The organism is Parashewanella sp. 2210YD4-3 (assembly GCF_056591735.1).
Map to the genome: position 1 here is coordinate 309,327 of NZ_JBWQOG010000002.1, position 15,708 is coordinate 325,034.

The 15,708-nt window shown below is 41.3% G+C and carries 18 protein-coding genes; 11 read left to right on the forward strand and 7 right to left on the reverse strand.

Features of this window, described 5'->3' with window-relative positions; genetic code table 11:
- Window positions 1–47: 47 nt before the first annotated feature.
- Window positions 48–1,142: a branched-chain amino acid aminotransferase gene (locus tag AC1EU0_RS04660; RefSeq protein WP_480300761.1), complete on the reverse strand. Its 1,095-nt coding sequence runs from the start codon at window positions 1,140–1,142 to the stop codon at window positions 48–50.
- A gap of 236 nt (window positions 1,143–1,378) precedes the next feature.
- On the opposite strand from AC1EU0_RS04660, the gene AC1EU0_RS04665 reads away from it, so the two are divergent.
- Window positions 1,379–1,729 carry a hypothetical protein gene (locus AC1EU0_RS04665; protein ID WP_480300762.1) on the forward strand — a complete coding sequence of 117 codons (351 nt, stop codon included), beginning with the start codon at window positions 1,379–1,381 and terminating at the stop codon, window positions 1,727–1,729.
- Here AC1EU0_RS04665 and AC1EU0_RS04670 read toward each other — a convergent pair.
- Entirely contained in the window at window positions 1,726–2,592 is an 867-nt protein-coding gene (locus AC1EU0_RS04670; protein ID WP_480300763.1) for a hypothetical protein, read from the reverse strand. The genes AC1EU0_RS04665 and AC1EU0_RS04670 overlap by 4 nt on opposite strands.
- 121 nt (window positions 2,593–2,713) lie before the next feature.
- Between AC1EU0_RS04670 and AC1EU0_RS04675 the strand changes: the two genes are divergently transcribed.
- The 6 genes from AC1EU0_RS04675 to AC1EU0_RS04700 all read left to right on the forward strand — a co-directional run bounded on the left by AC1EU0_RS04675 (window position 2,714) and on the right by AC1EU0_RS04700 (window position 6,486).
- Window positions 2,714–3,313 carry a hypothetical protein gene (locus AC1EU0_RS04675; RefSeq protein WP_480300764.1) on the forward strand — a complete coding sequence of 200 codons (600 nt, stop codon included), beginning with the start codon at window positions 2,714–2,716 and terminating at the stop codon, window positions 3,311–3,313.
- An 81-nt stretch (window positions 3,314–3,394) separates the two neighbouring features.
- Window positions 3,395–3,739, forward strand: a complete 345-nt coding sequence (locus AC1EU0_RS04680) for a DUF3630 family protein (RefSeq protein WP_480300765.1) — start codon at window positions 3,395–3,397, stop codon at window positions 3,737–3,739.
- Entirely contained in the window at window positions 3,729–4,769 is a 1,041-nt protein-coding gene (locus tag AC1EU0_RS04685; protein WP_480300766.1) for a serine/threonine protein kinase, read from the forward strand. Before AC1EU0_RS04680 ends, AC1EU0_RS04685 begins: the two co-directional genes overlap by 11 nt.
- Window positions 4,770–4,864: 95 nt before the next feature.
- Window positions 4,865–5,476 carry a thiol:disulfide interchange protein DsbA/DsbL gene (locus AC1EU0_RS04690; RefSeq protein WP_480300768.1) on the forward strand — a complete coding sequence of 204 codons (612 nt, stop codon included), beginning with the start codon at window positions 4,865–4,867 and terminating at the stop codon, window positions 5,474–5,476.
- Between the two features lie 67 nt (window positions 5,477–5,543).
- Window positions 5,544–6,134 (forward strand): thiol:disulfide interchange protein DsbA/DsbL, encoded by a 591-nt coding sequence (locus tag AC1EU0_RS04695; RefSeq protein ID WP_480300770.1) that lies wholly within the window; start codon window positions 5,544–5,546, stop codon window positions 6,132–6,134.
- A gap of 127 nt (window positions 6,135–6,261) precedes the next feature.
- Complete coding sequence (locus tag AC1EU0_RS04700; RefSeq protein ID WP_480300771.1) at window positions 6,262–6,486, forward strand: DUF1107 family protein; 225 nt, start codon at window positions 6,262–6,264, stop codon at window positions 6,484–6,486.
- A 71-nt stretch (window positions 6,487–6,557) separates the two neighbouring features.
- Here AC1EU0_RS04700 and AC1EU0_RS04705 read toward each other — a convergent pair whose 3' ends face one another.
- On the reverse strand, window positions 6,558–6,764 hold the full coding sequence (locus AC1EU0_RS04705) for a cell division protein ZapB (RefSeq protein ID WP_480300773.1): 207 nt from the start codon (window positions 6,762–6,764) through the stop codon (window positions 6,558–6,560).
- A gap of 151 nt (window positions 6,765–6,915) precedes the next feature.
- Here AC1EU0_RS04705 and AC1EU0_RS04710 point away from each other — a divergent pair, with 151 nt between their 5' ends.
- The 3 genes from AC1EU0_RS04710 to aroQ all read left to right on the forward strand — a co-directional run bounded on the left by AC1EU0_RS04710 (window position 6,916) and on the right by aroQ (window position 9,585).
- A complete protein-coding gene (locus AC1EU0_RS04710) occupies window positions 6,916–8,403 on the forward strand; it encodes a Na+/H+ antiporter NhaC family protein (RefSeq protein ID WP_480300774.1) in 1,488 nt (495 codons plus the stop codon).
- Window positions 8,404–8,412: 9 nt separating this feature from the next.
- On the forward strand, window positions 8,413–8,829 hold the full coding sequence (gene arfB, locus AC1EU0_RS04715; protein WP_480300776.1) for an alternative ribosome rescue aminoacyl-tRNA hydrolase ArfB: 417 nt from the start codon (window positions 8,413–8,415) through the stop codon (window positions 8,827–8,829).
- A 318-nt stretch (window positions 8,830–9,147) separates the two neighbouring features.
- On the forward strand, window positions 9,148–9,585 hold the full coding sequence (gene aroQ, locus AC1EU0_RS04720) for a type II 3-dehydroquinate dehydratase (protein ID WP_480300778.1): 438 nt from the start codon (window positions 9,148–9,150) through the stop codon (window positions 9,583–9,585).
- 13 nt (window positions 9,586–9,598) lie between these two features.
- Here aroQ and AC1EU0_RS04725 read toward each other — a convergent pair whose 3' ends face one another.
- The 3 genes from AC1EU0_RS04725 to AC1EU0_RS04735 all read right to left on the reverse strand — a co-directional run bounded on the left by AC1EU0_RS04725 (window position 9,599) and on the right by AC1EU0_RS04735 (window position 11,626).
- Window positions 9,599–10,639, reverse strand: a complete 1,041-nt coding sequence (locus AC1EU0_RS04725; protein ID WP_480300780.1) for an MJ1255/VC2487 family glycosyltransferase — start codon at window positions 10,637–10,639, stop codon at window positions 9,599–9,601.
- A 16-nt stretch (window positions 10,640–10,655) separates the two neighbouring features.
- Window positions 10,656–11,171: a phosphatase PAP2 family protein gene (locus AC1EU0_RS04730; protein WP_480300782.1), complete on the reverse strand. Its 516-nt coding sequence runs from the start codon at window positions 11,169–11,171 to the stop codon at window positions 10,656–10,658.
- Between the two features lie 203 nt (window positions 11,172–11,374).
- A complete protein-coding gene (locus AC1EU0_RS04735; RefSeq protein WP_121838178.1) occupies window positions 11,375–11,626 on the reverse strand; it encodes a YgjV family protein in 252 nt (83 codons plus the stop codon).
- 430 nt (window positions 11,627–12,056) lie between these two features.
- On the opposite strand from AC1EU0_RS04735, the gene rraA reads away from it, so the two are divergent.
- Window positions 12,057–12,542 (forward strand): ribonuclease E activity regulator RraA, encoded by a 486-nt coding sequence (rraA, locus tag AC1EU0_RS04740; RefSeq protein ID WP_480300784.1) that lies wholly within the window; start codon window positions 12,057–12,059, stop codon window positions 12,540–12,542.
- A gap of 232 nt (window positions 12,543–12,774) precedes the next feature.
- Here the strand turns inward: rraA and glnE are convergent, their stop codons facing one another.
- A complete protein-coding gene (gene glnE, locus AC1EU0_RS04745; RefSeq protein ID WP_480300786.1) occupies window positions 12,775–15,651 on the reverse strand; it encodes a bifunctional [glutamate--ammonia ligase]-adenylyl-L-tyrosine phosphorylase/[glutamate--ammonia-ligase] adenylyltransferase in 2,877 nt (958 codons plus the stop codon).
- Window positions 15,652–15,708 lie beyond the last annotated feature (57 nt).

Sequence of the window (15,708 nt, forward strand, 5' to 3'; positions counted from 1 at the left end):
ATTACAAAAAAGTGGGCATTAGCCCACTTATTCAGTATCTTTTACTTCTACGACTGATGCTCTCGTTCTACTTTGCGCAACCAGCCCTCTGGAGCTTCTCGTAAGCCATTTTGAATGTCGGTATACACCTGATAAATACGCTTAATATGTGGCCCAACCTTACCGTCACCCACAATCACTTCACGGCCGTCTTCAAACACATATGAACCAACAGGAGAAACTACCGCAGCGGTACCAAACCCACCCGCTTCAACAATTTCACCAGCTTCAATATCGGCAATAAAGTCTTCCAATAAAATGGTTTCTTGTCTCACATCACACCCAAGTACATCGCCTAAAGCCAAGATAGATTCAGAGGTAATCGATTTTAAAATGGTATCGGTGAATTCAGGGATCACAATGCTGCCATCTTTGCGAACATGAAAGTGATTCATCGCCCCGACTTCTTCTAGCTTGGTATTAGTAGAATCAAGATACAATACCTGCGCAGCACCGTGCTCTGCGGCTGATTGAGTAGCACGTAAAGAAGCAGCATAGTTACCCGCTGCTTTAGAAGCTCCCGTACCACCAGAAACCGCACGGTGATAAGTTTTGCTGATCAATAAACGTAACGCATTATTGAAACCATTAGCATAGTAGGCACCGCTTGGGCTTAACATGACACAGAAAGTATATTTGTTACTGATCCCTAACGATAAACGATCTTCAGTAGCAAAAATAAATGGACGAATATAGAAGCATGCTCCTTCTTGTTGAGGGAACCATAAGCGTTCAACATCAATCAAAGCGTGCACAGCTTGCTCTTGGATGCTTTCATCTAAATTCGGGATACACACAATGTCGCCAGAACGGTTTAATCGCTTAGCATTTTTATCGATGCGGTAAGTGTAAATTTCGCCATCAGCATGCTGAAAAGCTTTAGCACCTTCAAAGATAGATTGCCCATAGTGAATACACATGGCGCCTGGCATCATGTCCATCGCACCATAAGGCACAATACGAGGGTTAAGCCATTCGCCATTATCATAATCCATCAGGAACATATGATCGGTTCTCAGTACACCAAAACCAACATTTTCTTGTGGGATAAATGGCGTAGAGCGGCGCTCTGAGTCAGGTCTTAATTGGTAATCTATCTTCATTATTTTTGTGCATCTATTCAAAAAACGAGGGAATTGAAAGCAGACTAGAAATCTGCGTGAGCAAAGTCAAGAAAACCAGCAAATTCGTGAGCCGCATAAACGCCATTTTTTATTCAATTTCTTTACACCTCAAAGCATCTACTTTATGAGCGACCACTCTGAAATCTAAGCTACACTTAACATTCAGTACGGATACAGTCACTGATTGATAGGATAAGTGGAAACAAGGAGTCTCTATGAAACACACTATGATTTTACTGCTGGCACTGAGCTTACCTAGCTTAGCTTTCGCCCAAACCAAAGATCAACAAATCGAGCAACTGAAACAGGAAGTCAAAAGCTTAAAACATGAACTGAGAAAACTGAAAAAACGTATCAGCCAAAATACAGATTCAACCCAAACTCTCAACGTTAACCGTAACGCTAACCGCACTCAATGGGGCTGCTATTTAAATGATGTAAAAGCAGGAAACTTCTACGGAACAGGAAGTACAGAAGCAGAAGCAAGAGGTAAGGCTTTACAAAAGTGCAGCGCGAAAGGCGGAGCTTGCTTTGATATTGATGTGAAGTGCAGCCAGTCGAATTAATCTCTCTGCTTCATAACTGTATCAATAAAATCACGTTCTTCATCATTTAGCAGTGGCGTCGCTTTCTTAGGTACCTCTACAAAAGTTTTCTGCCTTATTTGTATATGCATCAGTTGTTGTAACCGATAAAGAGTGAGTAAATATAACGAAAGTAACCAAGTAAAATTCATGATGACTTCGACGATATTTTCTAGGTCTTCGTTTAATAACTGAACTAATACCATCCCAGCAGTCGCCACTAGCCAATTGAGCAAAATGACTCCAGTAACGACAAACAGCCAATGACAGTCATTATCGGTAATGGTCGGTGACCCTGTTACTTGTATACGATGGCGGTATCCATAAAGCAGGCGGTATAAAAGCAACAAATAAATGCCAACCTGAACCAAAAGTATCATTGGTAAAGTTTCAGAAACGTTTTCTAAACCGATAAACCAAACAGGTGGCTCAGGAGAATGATAGGAATGAATGACTATGCTCGGATCAACAATATAGGTGAACAAAACAAATAAAACGATGATCCCAGCTGAAATATAATGAGGGTGTTTACGCTCTGTAGCACTCTGTTGAGGATACAAACTGACCACACCATACTGATAACACAGAGGGAGGACATAAAAACTCACACAAGCCGTGAACACCTCCATCAAGGCTCGCCATGGCTCAATCAGTACCTCACTGAACACTCCATTAGTAAAAAATACAAATAACAGACCGAATATTGCCCCAAGGATCATCAACTGACTATTAGGCGTGCGTAAATTTCGACCTATAAATATCAGGCTCAATATTAAGCAGTGTAATCCACCGAGTAGCGATGACCACCAATAAGCTTGTTCGATAGTAGGGAGTGTAAAAGTCACCAATAGCTCCTAGCAGATCTTGTTACTCAGCTATTACAGCGTTTAAATTCTGTACATTCCGTGGTCTTCAGTATTACTATATCCGGCATAAGGAACTGCTTCCCTCATGGAGAAAACAATAATGCTGGCAAAACTAAGTGTAGTCATATTCCTCGTTGCGTTAGGAATTTATTTGTATTCACGTAATAAGAACACTCCTCCAGCCTCTCCTAACTTTGACACCGAACCAAATTCAGAACCAACTGACATCATTAACGCTGAACCCGAAGCCCATACTACAGCAAACTCTGATTCTGTAATCGAAGAAAAGCCAAAGGTGAAAGTTGAACTTGATTGGGGCAGTGATCCATTAAAAATCGCCATCAGTGAATGGCAACAGGCTCAAGACTCTGAACAGCAGCTTTTTTATCTAAACCAAGTAATAACCGAATGTTATAAGCAGCGTAAATTGCCTCAGTATTGCGTTTATGTGCAATCACTACATCACCCATTTTTAGCGCTTACCCAAACGCTCGTCAGTTCGCTTTCGGACAAACAAGCTAAACACGCCGGAATCAGCTTTATGCAACTGGCGGCTTTATCTCAAGAGTCTGGACATTTTGAACAAGCGATTTCACTATGTGAGCAAGCACTAACATACAACTTGACAGATGGAACTGTAACAGGCTTTGAGGGGCGCATTACTCGAATACGACGAGCACAGGAAAAGGCCAATTGTTAGGGCACGCCCTAATCTCCCTCTGCACTTTAATTCACTTTACGTATAAACTAGGGGCAATAACCAATCGCTTCGGGATATGTTGTGCCCCATCCTCTAAACATTTATCAACTGACACTCGATAAACCCAATCTGTGTTTGCATTTTCGCTCAGACATCGAATTTGATCATTTTGATGTGTTCGCCGCTACTTTTTGCTCAGCCATCGACAGCCGAGTAATTCAAAAACATTGGGGCGCAGACCGCCAACAATGGCAACTGGATTTTGAAGGCTGCTTACTCAATCTCAATTATGAATTTTACTCAGATAGCTGCTGGCTTAGTATTGAACACAATAAAGATTTGGATACCTTGATTTATCTACAACAATTATTAGATCATCATAATCAATCAGAACAACATGAGGTGGAGGCTAACAATGGTCAATGATACAGTGTCTCAACCCAACCATGACAATGATGAGCGCTACCCTACTGGAGCAGAATTTCATTATCAATCCCTTACACCAGATCATATTTTAGATGCCATTGAAAGCATTGGTATCTATCCTGAAAGTGGCTTGCTCGCATTAAACAGTTACGAAAATCGCGTTTATCAATTTCGCTGCGACCAAGGTGAAAAGTATGTGGTTAAGTTCTACCGACCAGAACGTTGGAGCAAGGAGCAAATTCTCGAAGAGCACGAGTTTTCATACGAACTTGATGACGCCGAGGTTCCTCTCGCCTTACCGCTAACTGTTAATGGCAACACATTACACCATTACCAAGGGTTCGATTTTGCATTATTTAAATCCATTGGTGGTCGTGGGTTTGAAGTTGATAATTTAGAGCAGCTAGAAATGGTTGGCCATTTTATTGGTCGCATCCATCAGTGTAGCCGTCGTAGCCAGTTTCTACACCGCCCCGGTTGTAGCCCTGAACTCCTCGGTGTTGAACCTATGCAATGGTTAGCTCAGTCCGGTCATATACCGGATTCTCTGCAAGAAGCCTTTTTTACCATTGCTCATCAAGTACTGGATACCGCTAACGAAATCTGGCAAACCGTTCCAACCAAACATATCCGCTTACATGGTGATTTGCATCCGAGCAATATTTTATGGACACCTGATGGCCCAGGTTTTGTGGACTTGGATGACGCTCGCAGTGGCCCTGCTGTACAAGATTTATGGATGATGCTGACTGGGGACCGCCAACAACGCACCATGCAGTTGGACATTCTGCTTGAAGCCTACGGGGAGTTTAGTGACTTTGATATGAAAGAACTAAAGCTTATCGAGCCACTAAGAGCATTAAGAATGCTCAACTATAACGCTTGGATAAGTCGCCGCTGGGATGATCCCGCCTTTCCAATGCACTTCCCTTGGTTTAACACTCATAAGTATTGGGAAGGACAAATTCTTGCTTTTAAAGAACAGCTATCAGCGTTAAATGAACCTGCTTTAAGCTTAACGCCCTATTAATTTGTAACAAATTACGCATAATTATTGAATACACCGTACATCCATATTATGTTTGTACTCCTTATAACTCTAGATGTTTGTTTATAGGTCTAAAAATGAAAAAATTTCTATTAATCGCGGCCGCATTATTAATGTTCCCGCTATTATCTCAAGCGGCGCAATATAAAGAAGGTGTCCACTACAGCGTCATCAAAGGTCAACAAGAAACCGACAAACCAGAAATTACCGAATACTTCTCGTTTTTTTGCCCTCACTGCTATCAGTTTTCACTGAATGTTATTCCTAAACTTGAAAAAGGATTACCTGCAGGGGTTACGTTCAAACAAAGCCACGTTGACTTTATTGGTCGTGAAATGGGACCAGAGCTAAGCCGTGCATTTGCTGTTGCCGATCAACTTGGCGTGCTAAAAAAAATGGAAAGAGCTTTATTTAGAGCGATTCATGTTCAGCGCCAACAATTAACTAGCCGCGACGATGTTCGTAAGATCTTCATCGCTAACGGTGTATCAGGCAAAGATTTCGATTCAGCCATTAACTCATTCATGGTGAGTGCCAAAGTTGCTCAAATGCGTCGTGCGGCTCAAGATGCCAAAATCAATGGTGTACCTGATCTTGTCGTCAATGGTATCTACAAAGTGGAAAAAGGTGCCATTAAGTCTTGGGACGAATACCTAGCTATCGCTTTCTGGTTAGCTAAAAACAAATAATTTTAAGAACACGTTTTAGGGAGCTACGGCTCCCTTTTTAATTGAACAAACAAAAATAATAAGGACGTTGAAATTAATTCTAATACTGACGGCAATATGCTCTTTCTCAAGCTTTGCCGACAATTTCAAGCAAGGCACGCACTACACTAAACTAGACAATCCCGCTCCTACAGCCCAACCTACAGTAACCGAATATTTCTCGTTTTACTGCGGTCACTGCTATCGTTGGTCTAAAACCATAGTTCCAGCAATTAAACAGACCTTACCTTCCTCTGTTACCTTTAGACAAGTCCACACCTTTACAGACCCAGTCACCGAGCAACTCAGCAAAACCTTTGTATTATCTGAGCAACTAGGAAAAGCACCTCAAGTCGAGGCCGCTATTTTTGATGCCATTCACAAACAAAAACATCGACCAAAAACTAAAGAAGAGGTTAAAAATCTGGTAATCGACTCTGGAATAACAGCTCAAAGCTATGCGCAAACCGACTCATTTATGGTCGCAACTAGAGTAAAAAAACTTGGTCGAGAATTGAAACAATTTGATATTCAAGTCATACCGACCCTTGTTATCAACGGTCAATACAAAATCAATTTGCAATCTGTGAAATCTGATCAAGAATTATTGGCATTAGTGAAATATTTGACCACTATTTGACATCAAACTTTAACAATAAAATGTGAAACTTTTTCCGCCGCTACAGGTCTATATAACCGTGACTTTCATAAAGCCGTAGAGCGTCACAACAAGTATTCTAAAGACATGAATGTCGTGAGGTTTCAAAATGAGAAGATTTCCTGTTTACGCACCTAAATTGATAGCTAAACACGTTCGTATTTTTGCAAAGGGCGTTATTTGGGTTAAAGACTTAGGAGTGATCTACTTTGATGGTGGTAAGCTGTTGATTCCTCGTTGGTGCCGCCCCAAGGTTAAACAAGCCATCAGCGAAATGAATGACTTAATTTCAGCAGAGAAACTATCTATTCAAATGTGCGAAGCGAATGGCTAATTAAAGCTTAATCTGCACAGTATCGATGCCTTAGTACAGCATAACCACTACCAAGGCATCGTTTAAATGAATTAAGACTCAATGTCTTCGTTTAATAATCCAACTAAACCACTCACTTTATCGTTCCATGAGTTTAACTCACTTTGTAGCTGCTCAACTTTCGCGGTCAATTCAGCATTCTTTTGTTTTTCTTCATCAAGCTCCATCTTTTGCAGCTCAATGGTTTCTACAGTGGTTTTTATTTTTACTTCCAGTTTTGACAATAACTCTATGCTCATGGAATTCTCTTCAATGACTAAATGATGTGATGATTTTATCAGTGCTAATAGTTAGTTGAGAAGTGATTTCAATGACAATTGGTAATTTTTCTTGGTACCTTGTACTACAAATCGAGTAACCTAACTTTCTAATCAAACTTTTAATGACAATATGACCAATAATTTGCTTGCTATTGCACCTTTACTGCTAACCTTGATTTTGGCTTTAACGCTAAGAAATACCCTGCTCGCACTAGGCGTAGGTATTGTCTCTGGAAGTATTATCCTCAACCATTTTTCCATCTTTGCTTCAGTTAACCATTTAAGTCAGCTACTGGTTGAGCAGTTTTATCAGCAAGGGCAATGGCAGGCTTGGCATCTTGACGTGCTTGCTACCATGGTATTACTTGGGATCATGACCAAATTACTCTCAAGAAGTCACGCCGTTGATGAGTTTAGCCATTGGGTACACAGTAAAATACGCACCCCAAGGCAAGCTCGAGTAGGCATGGTCTTTTTGGGTTGGTTTGTCTTTATTGACGGCTTATTTAGTTGTTTAGCGGTGGGAAATATTTGCCAGCCTTTAGCCAAAAAATACGGCGTTAAATCGGAACAGCTCGCCTATTTTGTTGATTCTAATGCATCTCCTGTCACTTCCTTGATGCCGTTTTCCAGTTGGGGGCCTTATGTTATTGCCATTCTGGCTAGCATGACATTTTTATCTGGTTCCGCATTCGGTAATTTCGTTGATATTGCTCAAATGAATTTCTACGCCTTGAGTACCTTGCTAATTTCGTTACTGGTCGCATGGTTTGGCCTAGGTTTTAACAGTGCATCACCTGTAAATTTTGATGAAAAAACAAATGACGGCAAGCAAGGTTCGCCTTGGTTATTACTCACCCCGATGCTGGTTTTGCTCGTTGGCTCTCTTGGTTTGATGCTCATATCAGGCGCTGAAGCATCTAACAGCCACAATCTCGCAGAATGGTTAGCTAATGCTGACATAGGTAGTAGTATGCGCAATGCCAGTTTACTGGCTGTAGCCATAACGTTGGGATTATTAAAGCTAAGTGGTCGCAAAGGCTCAATACTGTTAAAGGATATGTTGTTTGGTATTCAAACCATGTGGTTTGCTTGCACGATTTTACTCTTTACATGGCTGATCGGCAGCATAGTTAAAGAGCTCTCAATTGCTAGTATCCTTGCCGATTGGGCACAACAACATTTGTCCAGTCAATTCTTGCTTAGTGGACTATTCCTACTTTGCGCCACCATGGCTTTTGCTACCGGCTCAAGCTGGGGAACATTCGCCATTATGCTACCCATTGGTGGGGAAATCGCCCATATCATCGAGCCACAATTATTATTGCCTGCCTTAAGTGCTGTAATGGCTGGATCCGTATTTGGCGATCATTGCTCACCAATATCAGACACCAGTGTACTTAGTGCCACCAGCAGTGGCTGCACTCCACATCAACATGTTACCACCCAACTTCCTTTTGCTTTAGCGGGTGCATGTTCAACATTGGTTGGTTTTCAACTGCTGAACTGGTCAATGGGATATGCAACTGCATTATCTGCCGTATTATGTTCTTGTTTGTTGTTGCTACTAGGTATGCAAAAATATAAACAATTCAGCTCACAACAAGTTGTTTCATAAAGTAACTACATGATAAAAATCTCAGCAAGAGTTCATATTCCAGAGTCAGAAATCGAATGGCAGTTTGTGCGTGCTAGTGGTTCAGGCGGCCAGCACGTTAATAAAGTTTCTACCGCAGCCGTGCTTATTTTTGATATAAAAGCATCCAGTTTGCCTGATTATTATCAACAACGGCTACTTTCAAAATCCGATCATCGTATTACTAAAAGCGGCAAAATCATCATTAAGGTTCAAGCTACTCGTAGCCAAGATGATAACCGTCAACAAGCGTTAATTCAGTTTATCGAGTTGGTAAGGTCTGTAACCATTACTCAAAAGAAGCGCATTGCTACTAAGCCCACTCGCTCTAGCCAAACAAAACGAATGGATAAAAAGAAGCAACGTGGGCAAACCAAAAATTTACGCAGTAAGAAAATTTCTTTGTGATTTATAGGGTCTGTCGATTTTTCGTGCTTGTTTTTGCATCGATAAATTGGTTATCTTATGCAAGGCAGAGTTTGTGAAGTGTGGTTGGCCCACATAAACAAACGATAACGCAGCAGAAGAGACTAATTTACGCTATCTTCGATGCTTTTGAGCACTCCCTGTTCTTTGTTGTGAGCAGCTTACTTAGATAGCTAAGCTTCACTGCTCACGCCTTGAACAGAAAAGTGCTCAAACAGCACAAAATTCAACCACAAAAGATCAGCAGACCCTAATTAATGATTAATCTGTACAGAGTACAATGAGCAAAAAGTGACTGTGATGAAAAACGTATTACTGATAAACGGCCCGAACTTAAATTTATTAGGTCGACGTGAACCTGATATTTATGGCTCCGAAACGCTTGAGCAATTGGTGCAGTCTCTACAAAATCAAGCGACTCAACTGTCTATTACACTTGATCATATTCAATCTAATGCTGAGCACGAATTGATTGATGCCATTCACCAAACTCAAGCTGAATTCATTATTATAAATCCAGCGGCTTTCACCCATACATCAGTCGCACTAAGAGATGCACTTTTAGGCGTTGGAATTCCGTTTGTTGAAGTACATTTGTCTAACATTCACTCTCGTGAGCCATTTAGGCAACACTCTTATTTTTCAGACAAAGCCATCGGTATTATTTGCGGTTTCGGGAGCCAAGGCTACACCATGGCTCTTCATGCAGTTGCTGCACGACTTAGAGGCACTGACTAAAACCTCAGCTTTATTAACGCCAACTGTCGGGTAATTTTACCTGTTGCCACAATTGATTTGACAAGGTTTCATGATTATCCCAGTCGCCTTGTTGTAACCATTCTACTAATGCATCCGCGACTTGTGGATATTGAACCGCTTGAGGGTTAGCCTTTCTCAACCAACGGCTAACGGCTTTCTTATCCAATGTCATCATGGCATCTGCGGCGGCTAATAACTCTAATGCCGCCACATTGCAATGCTGCTCAAATTGCCCTAACAAAGGTTTTACCAAGATTTTTTTACCTAAGGTTAGTGCTTCGCTCACCAATTCAAATCCAGCATTACACATCACTCCTCCACAACTGGCTAAATGACGTTTAAAGCCTATGCGGTCAAATCCATGCCAAGTAATGTGGCTAGGTAACTCTTGATCTGTGGCATCCCTGTGATAGACCAAAAAGTGGTAATCGGTAAAAGGCTTTAGTAGCTCAAGAACATCATTTGCCGACTCAAAGGGCAGATAAACTAAAATTTGATGCGGGTATAACTCTTCAACGTCTGTGACATCAACGAAAGGAGGCAAAATAGAAAAGCCGAAATGATGCCAATGACAACCAAGAGCCACATCGACAGGGGCAAAATACTTAAGCAATAAATCGCTGAACCATTGAGTTCCAGCCTTAGGTACATCATGAAGTAAAGAGGCTTGGTGACTAATTCCTATGGTGGGTATTCCTTGCTGTTTAGCCGCCCATGCCGAAACAGGTTCATAGTCATTCAGCACCACATCATAATTGGTTAAATCAATACTGGCGATGTCTTTAAATATTGAGCGCGACAGGTTTTGCTTGACGGTTTTACCGATCTGCAATTTGCCAGCTGCGCTAGAAAAGGTCATGCCTTTCACACATCGAAAATCACCAAAAGCTTCCATATCAAAAAACTGCTCTCGAGGACGCCCCGAAAACAAATAATCAACGTGTAACCCTTGCTCCTCTAATGCGGTTGCCATTACTCTAGCGCGGCTCAGGTGTCCATTACCTGTGCCTTGTACTCCATACAAAATACGCATCAATATCCTACTTTTATTAGCTAATATAACTTAGTGCTAGCATTACGGAACCAGAGCCGAGAATGATTCCGGCGATAATATCGGTAGGGTAATGTACCATTAAGGCCACCCTTGAAAGGCCAATGAGCAGCGCCCATACCACCAGAACAATCCCTAAAACAGGTAATACAACACAAGTAGCGGTCGCCATTACCGTTGCAGCAGCAGTATGCCCTGAGGGTAAACTGAATTTATCAGAGGGTTCAAAACCGAGCTCAATCCCTTGAAAACAATGACAAGGGCGAGTTCGTCGAATACTATTTTTTAGCAGTACGTATAACGGCAACTCAATGGCAAAGCTGGTCAATAATAAATTGAACAGGTGCTGCCCCTTACTATGAAACAACAACAAAACCACAGCCAATAACACATAATAGTGTCCATCACCCGACGCAGATGTCCGTTTAGCAATAGGTTGGAGTTGATACCTTTTGACGATATCAGCAACAGAGTAAAAACCTTGAACATCAAACCGACTAATCATCTTTAGCATTGACAGAACCTGAACTATACACAAGTACCGATGCTGTAAAAGTAGACAATCTCTATGACTGTTAGGTTACTTTTGCGCGAATGTTTTGTGACAAATCATGAACAAAACTTTATGTTAATAAAATATAAAATGTAAGGAAGGAAATTTATGAATGCGGGCTTTTGCCAAACAAAAGCCCTGAAGTCGAACGATATTACGAGATCTTAAGCTTTCGCTTCAACGCCAGCTTTGCTCTCCATATACATTTTCGTTAGGTAATAAACGTTAATGCATGCAATAAAGGCATTCATGCCTGCTACTGGCCATGCTTCAATTAATGCGCCATAAGAAGAAAAGAGGGCACAGCCTACAAAGTTTAGACATCTTAATTTAACAATGTCTTTCATCATTAGAGAAATCGCCACCATGACTGATGCCATGTATCCTAAAATCTCAACCCAGTTTAATGCTTCCATCAGTCACCTCATTCTGCACTTTAGAGTTTGATCACTCATGGCACAGGAATATTGTTTTAAATTCGAAATAGTTTGTTCTGCATATACTAACAAAGCCTTTAGCATCTTCGAAACAGAAAAATCTAAATAGATGACATAGCTCATACTTTGTGAACGCATTGTTATCTTGACAACAATTTCAGGTGATTATTTAATCTCAAAATCGTCGATTATGTGATCTAATGAAAAATTTAGGCTGATATTTTGCTGTAAATCAAAGAGGAAGAAAACATCCTCCCCTTACTATTTCAGTAAAGGTATACTTGAAATACAACAACCTATGACTACTTTATTTATTGGTTGTTATTTTTGAGTTTTCTATCCGCTCAGCAAGTGCTATAACTCACTTATTGCTGATTTTTAGACACTATGACTCTTCAGGAGTATCAATATGGAATACAACACTTCAGAACTTTGCGATATGTATGTAGACGTTGTCGACGTTGTGGAACCGATGTTCAGTAACTTTGGAGGCTGTAGTTCATTTGGGGGCTCTATCGTTACCATTAAATGTTTTGAAGACAATGGGCTTATCACCACGACACTGGCTGAAGATGGGACTGGGCAGGTTCTGTTAGTTGATGGCGGAGGCTCACTTCGCCGTGCTTTGGTTGATGCCAAAATCGCTGAACTGGCTGTTGAAAATAAATGGGAAGGCATTGTTGTATTCGGTGCAGTTCGTGATGTTGATAACTTAGAAGAGTTAGATATAGGTATTCAAGCCTTAGCTCCGATCCCAATTGGTGCTGATGATGTCGGCCATGGTGAAAGCGACATGCCGGTGAATTTTGGTGGAGTAACATTTTTACCAGGCGATCACATTTATGCAGATAACACGGGGATTATCTTATCTCCTGAGCCACTCGATATTGAATAAATACGACACTTTTTCTTTTTTGTAAAGGGCAGCCTGACTGCCCTTTTCTATTTAACCTCAGCTCTGTATAACGAAATCTATAACATTCTGATTTACGATACAAACCTTAAATTTTAATCTACAGCATTGCTAATTTTGTGGAGTTCAAGGCAGAACAGTTCGTAATAGCAAGTCTATTACGGGCTGTTCTAACACAGAAATACGCATAAGTAGCTGTGCTGTAGAGGTTGGCTTATACAGAGCTGAGGTTATTTCCTTTCACAATACGCTGATAAGATTCAGTCACAAACTCGGCGTACTTTTCTATTTCAGTGTTAAGCTCAACTTTGGCACTCAGTCCCATCAGCGCACTGTGATGACCTGCTTTTCGATAATATTGATACCCTTCTAGCAACAATTTTGCCTCGAGCTTTGTTAATAACTCCAGTTTGATTAATGTTTTTAGCACTCGCATATTATCCGAATACTTGGCTAATTCAGGATATTGATGTGAAAAAGCGAGCACCCAATACTGAGTCATAAACTCAATGTCAACGATGCCACCACGAGAATGTTTTAAATCAAATTGCTCAGATGATACCGATAATAAATGTGCCATCATTTTTGATCGCATTGCATCGATTTCAGCCTTCAACTGCGCTTGATCTCGGAACATAGTCAACACTGACTGCCTATATCCCTCAAACTGCTTATAAAGCTCATGGCTACCGTCAATCATTCTTGCACGCACTAATGCTTGATGCTCCCATGTTTTAGCCTGTTGTTGGTATTCACCAAAGCGGCTAATTTCACTCACCAATAACCCTGATGCGCCCGAAGGTCTCAACCTCATATCCACTTCATAAAGTTCACCAGTGCTAGTTCGAGTAGAAAATAAGTGAATGATCCTCTGAGCTAACTTGGCATAAAAGCGCGTGCTTTCAATCTGTTTTTCACCCGTGGTTACGCTCGCCTTATCTTGGCAATTATGCAAAAACACTAAGTCTAGATCCGAACCATAACCAAGCTCTCGACCACCTAACTTGCCATAACCGACCACAGCAAATCCGGTTTCGTTGATCTCTAAATGTTGAGGCGACCCATGACGTAGCGTCGTTTGATACCAAGCGTATTGCACCACTTGTTTGATAAGAGTTTCAGCTAGACGAGTTAAATGCTCACTGACTTCATCCACATCCAACAACCCCGTGATGTCAGCAGCTGCAATTCGTAATTGGTGAGATAACTTAAACTGACGCAAGGTTTCCATTTGGAGCTCTAAATCATCTTCAGGGATCCGCAAACAATATTGCCTTAGCTCTTGTTGATAATCGTCAAGTTTGGTGATTTGATAAAGCTGAGCCGGATCGATGAGTTCATCCAACAACATTGGGAACTTCGCTAATTGTTCACCAATCCACGGACTGGCCTGACACAATAAAATCAATTGATTGCGAGCACCGGGGTTTTCACATAATAAATCAAGGTAAGTGGTTCGTCCTAGTACTCGATTTAATACCAATGCAATCGCCGAAAAAGCCTGTGCCGATTTAGGCTGCTGACATAACTCTGCTATCAAATAAGCCATGAGCTTATCAAGGGCATCTCTCCCTTTCGGCCCTATGGGCTTTTTAAGAATATCCGCCCGCCAAGAAAACACTTTAGTCAGTAATTCACTGGCTTCAAATTCCTGCTTTTCGGCAAGACTTTCCGCGACAGCAAGTTCTTGCTCATGCCAAATTTGCTCTGCCCAATCAAAGCTTTCATCCTCTTGGTGTGCTTCACCAATACACGCTTGAAAATGCTGATGAATCCTATCCATGTGCTCAACGATTTGTTTTTGCAACGCATCAGTGCTGCTCTCTCCCATTGCCCAAGTTAAGCGCTGCCAATCCAAATCATTATTAGGCAAAGTCTGGGTTTGCTGATCATCAATCGCTTGCAGCAAATTCTCAACTCTTCTTAAATATAGATAACCCGCTTTCAGTTCCACTTTGTCATTAAAGCCGATATAGCCATGATGAAACACATTATCCAGCGCTAATAACAAATTCTGCTTTCGGAGATCGGGTTGACGCCCACCATGGATCAATTGAAAATTTTGTACGATAAACTCAGCTTCACGGATCCCCCCCGCACCTAGCTTAATATTATTATCAAGCTGGCGACGACGTACCTCTTGGTTGATCATACGCTTCATTTTTCGCAGCGAATCGATAGCGGTATAGTCGATATAACGCCGATACTTAAAAGGACGTAAAAGCTCTTTCAGCTCACGTTTATGCTGACAAAAAGGCCCTAAGACTCTGGCTTTTATCATCGCATAGCGTTCCCACTCGCGACCTTGCACTTGATAATAATGCTCAAGGGCACTGTAACTGCACACTAACGGACCACTTTCTCCATAAGGACGCAAACGCATATCCACTCGATAAGCAAAGCCATCAATGGTAACTTGATCTAACAAGCTGATCAGCTTTTGTCCCATACGAGTAAAAAACTCTTGGTTATCTCTTGTTTTTCGCCCTCCTACCGTTTCTCCCGCTTCAGGGTAGGCAAATATCAAATCCACATCAGACGAAAAATTCAGTTCACCGCCGCCTAGCTTACCCATGCCCATGATCATTAATGGCTGAGGCTCGCCTTGAGCATTAACGGGTGTGCCATATAAGTGACATAAGCCTTTATAGAGCCAGTCACGAGTACCAATAATTGTCGCTTCCGCTAATTTAGATAAATCATAGAAGGATTGTTCAGTCGTGCAGTAACCTAAGAAGTCACGCCAAGCTATCGTTACCATTTGACGTTGTCTGAATAAACGAATGATCCGTTTTGCATCAGCGTCGTCTTTTACCTCATCCAACTGCCTGAGCAAGCGGCTGCGATAAAATTCACTTAGGCTATCTTCATGCAATTCTTCAAGGATATTAGCGATCCATTGAGGGTTGCGTAACAATTGTCGATACACAAAGTCACTTAGCCCACAAATTTGTTTCAATTCTTGTTGTTGCTCAGAACTAAGTTGTTGATATATTTCAGGGAAGCGATCACTCAATTGCTGTACGCTTTGGGACGCAATTTTTTCAATATCAATATTAAAAGGCTTGTTAGTCTGCTTATCCATAGTCATAATCATTTACAAAGCGCACACATTCGACATATTATGTCAATTTATGCTATACAGTTA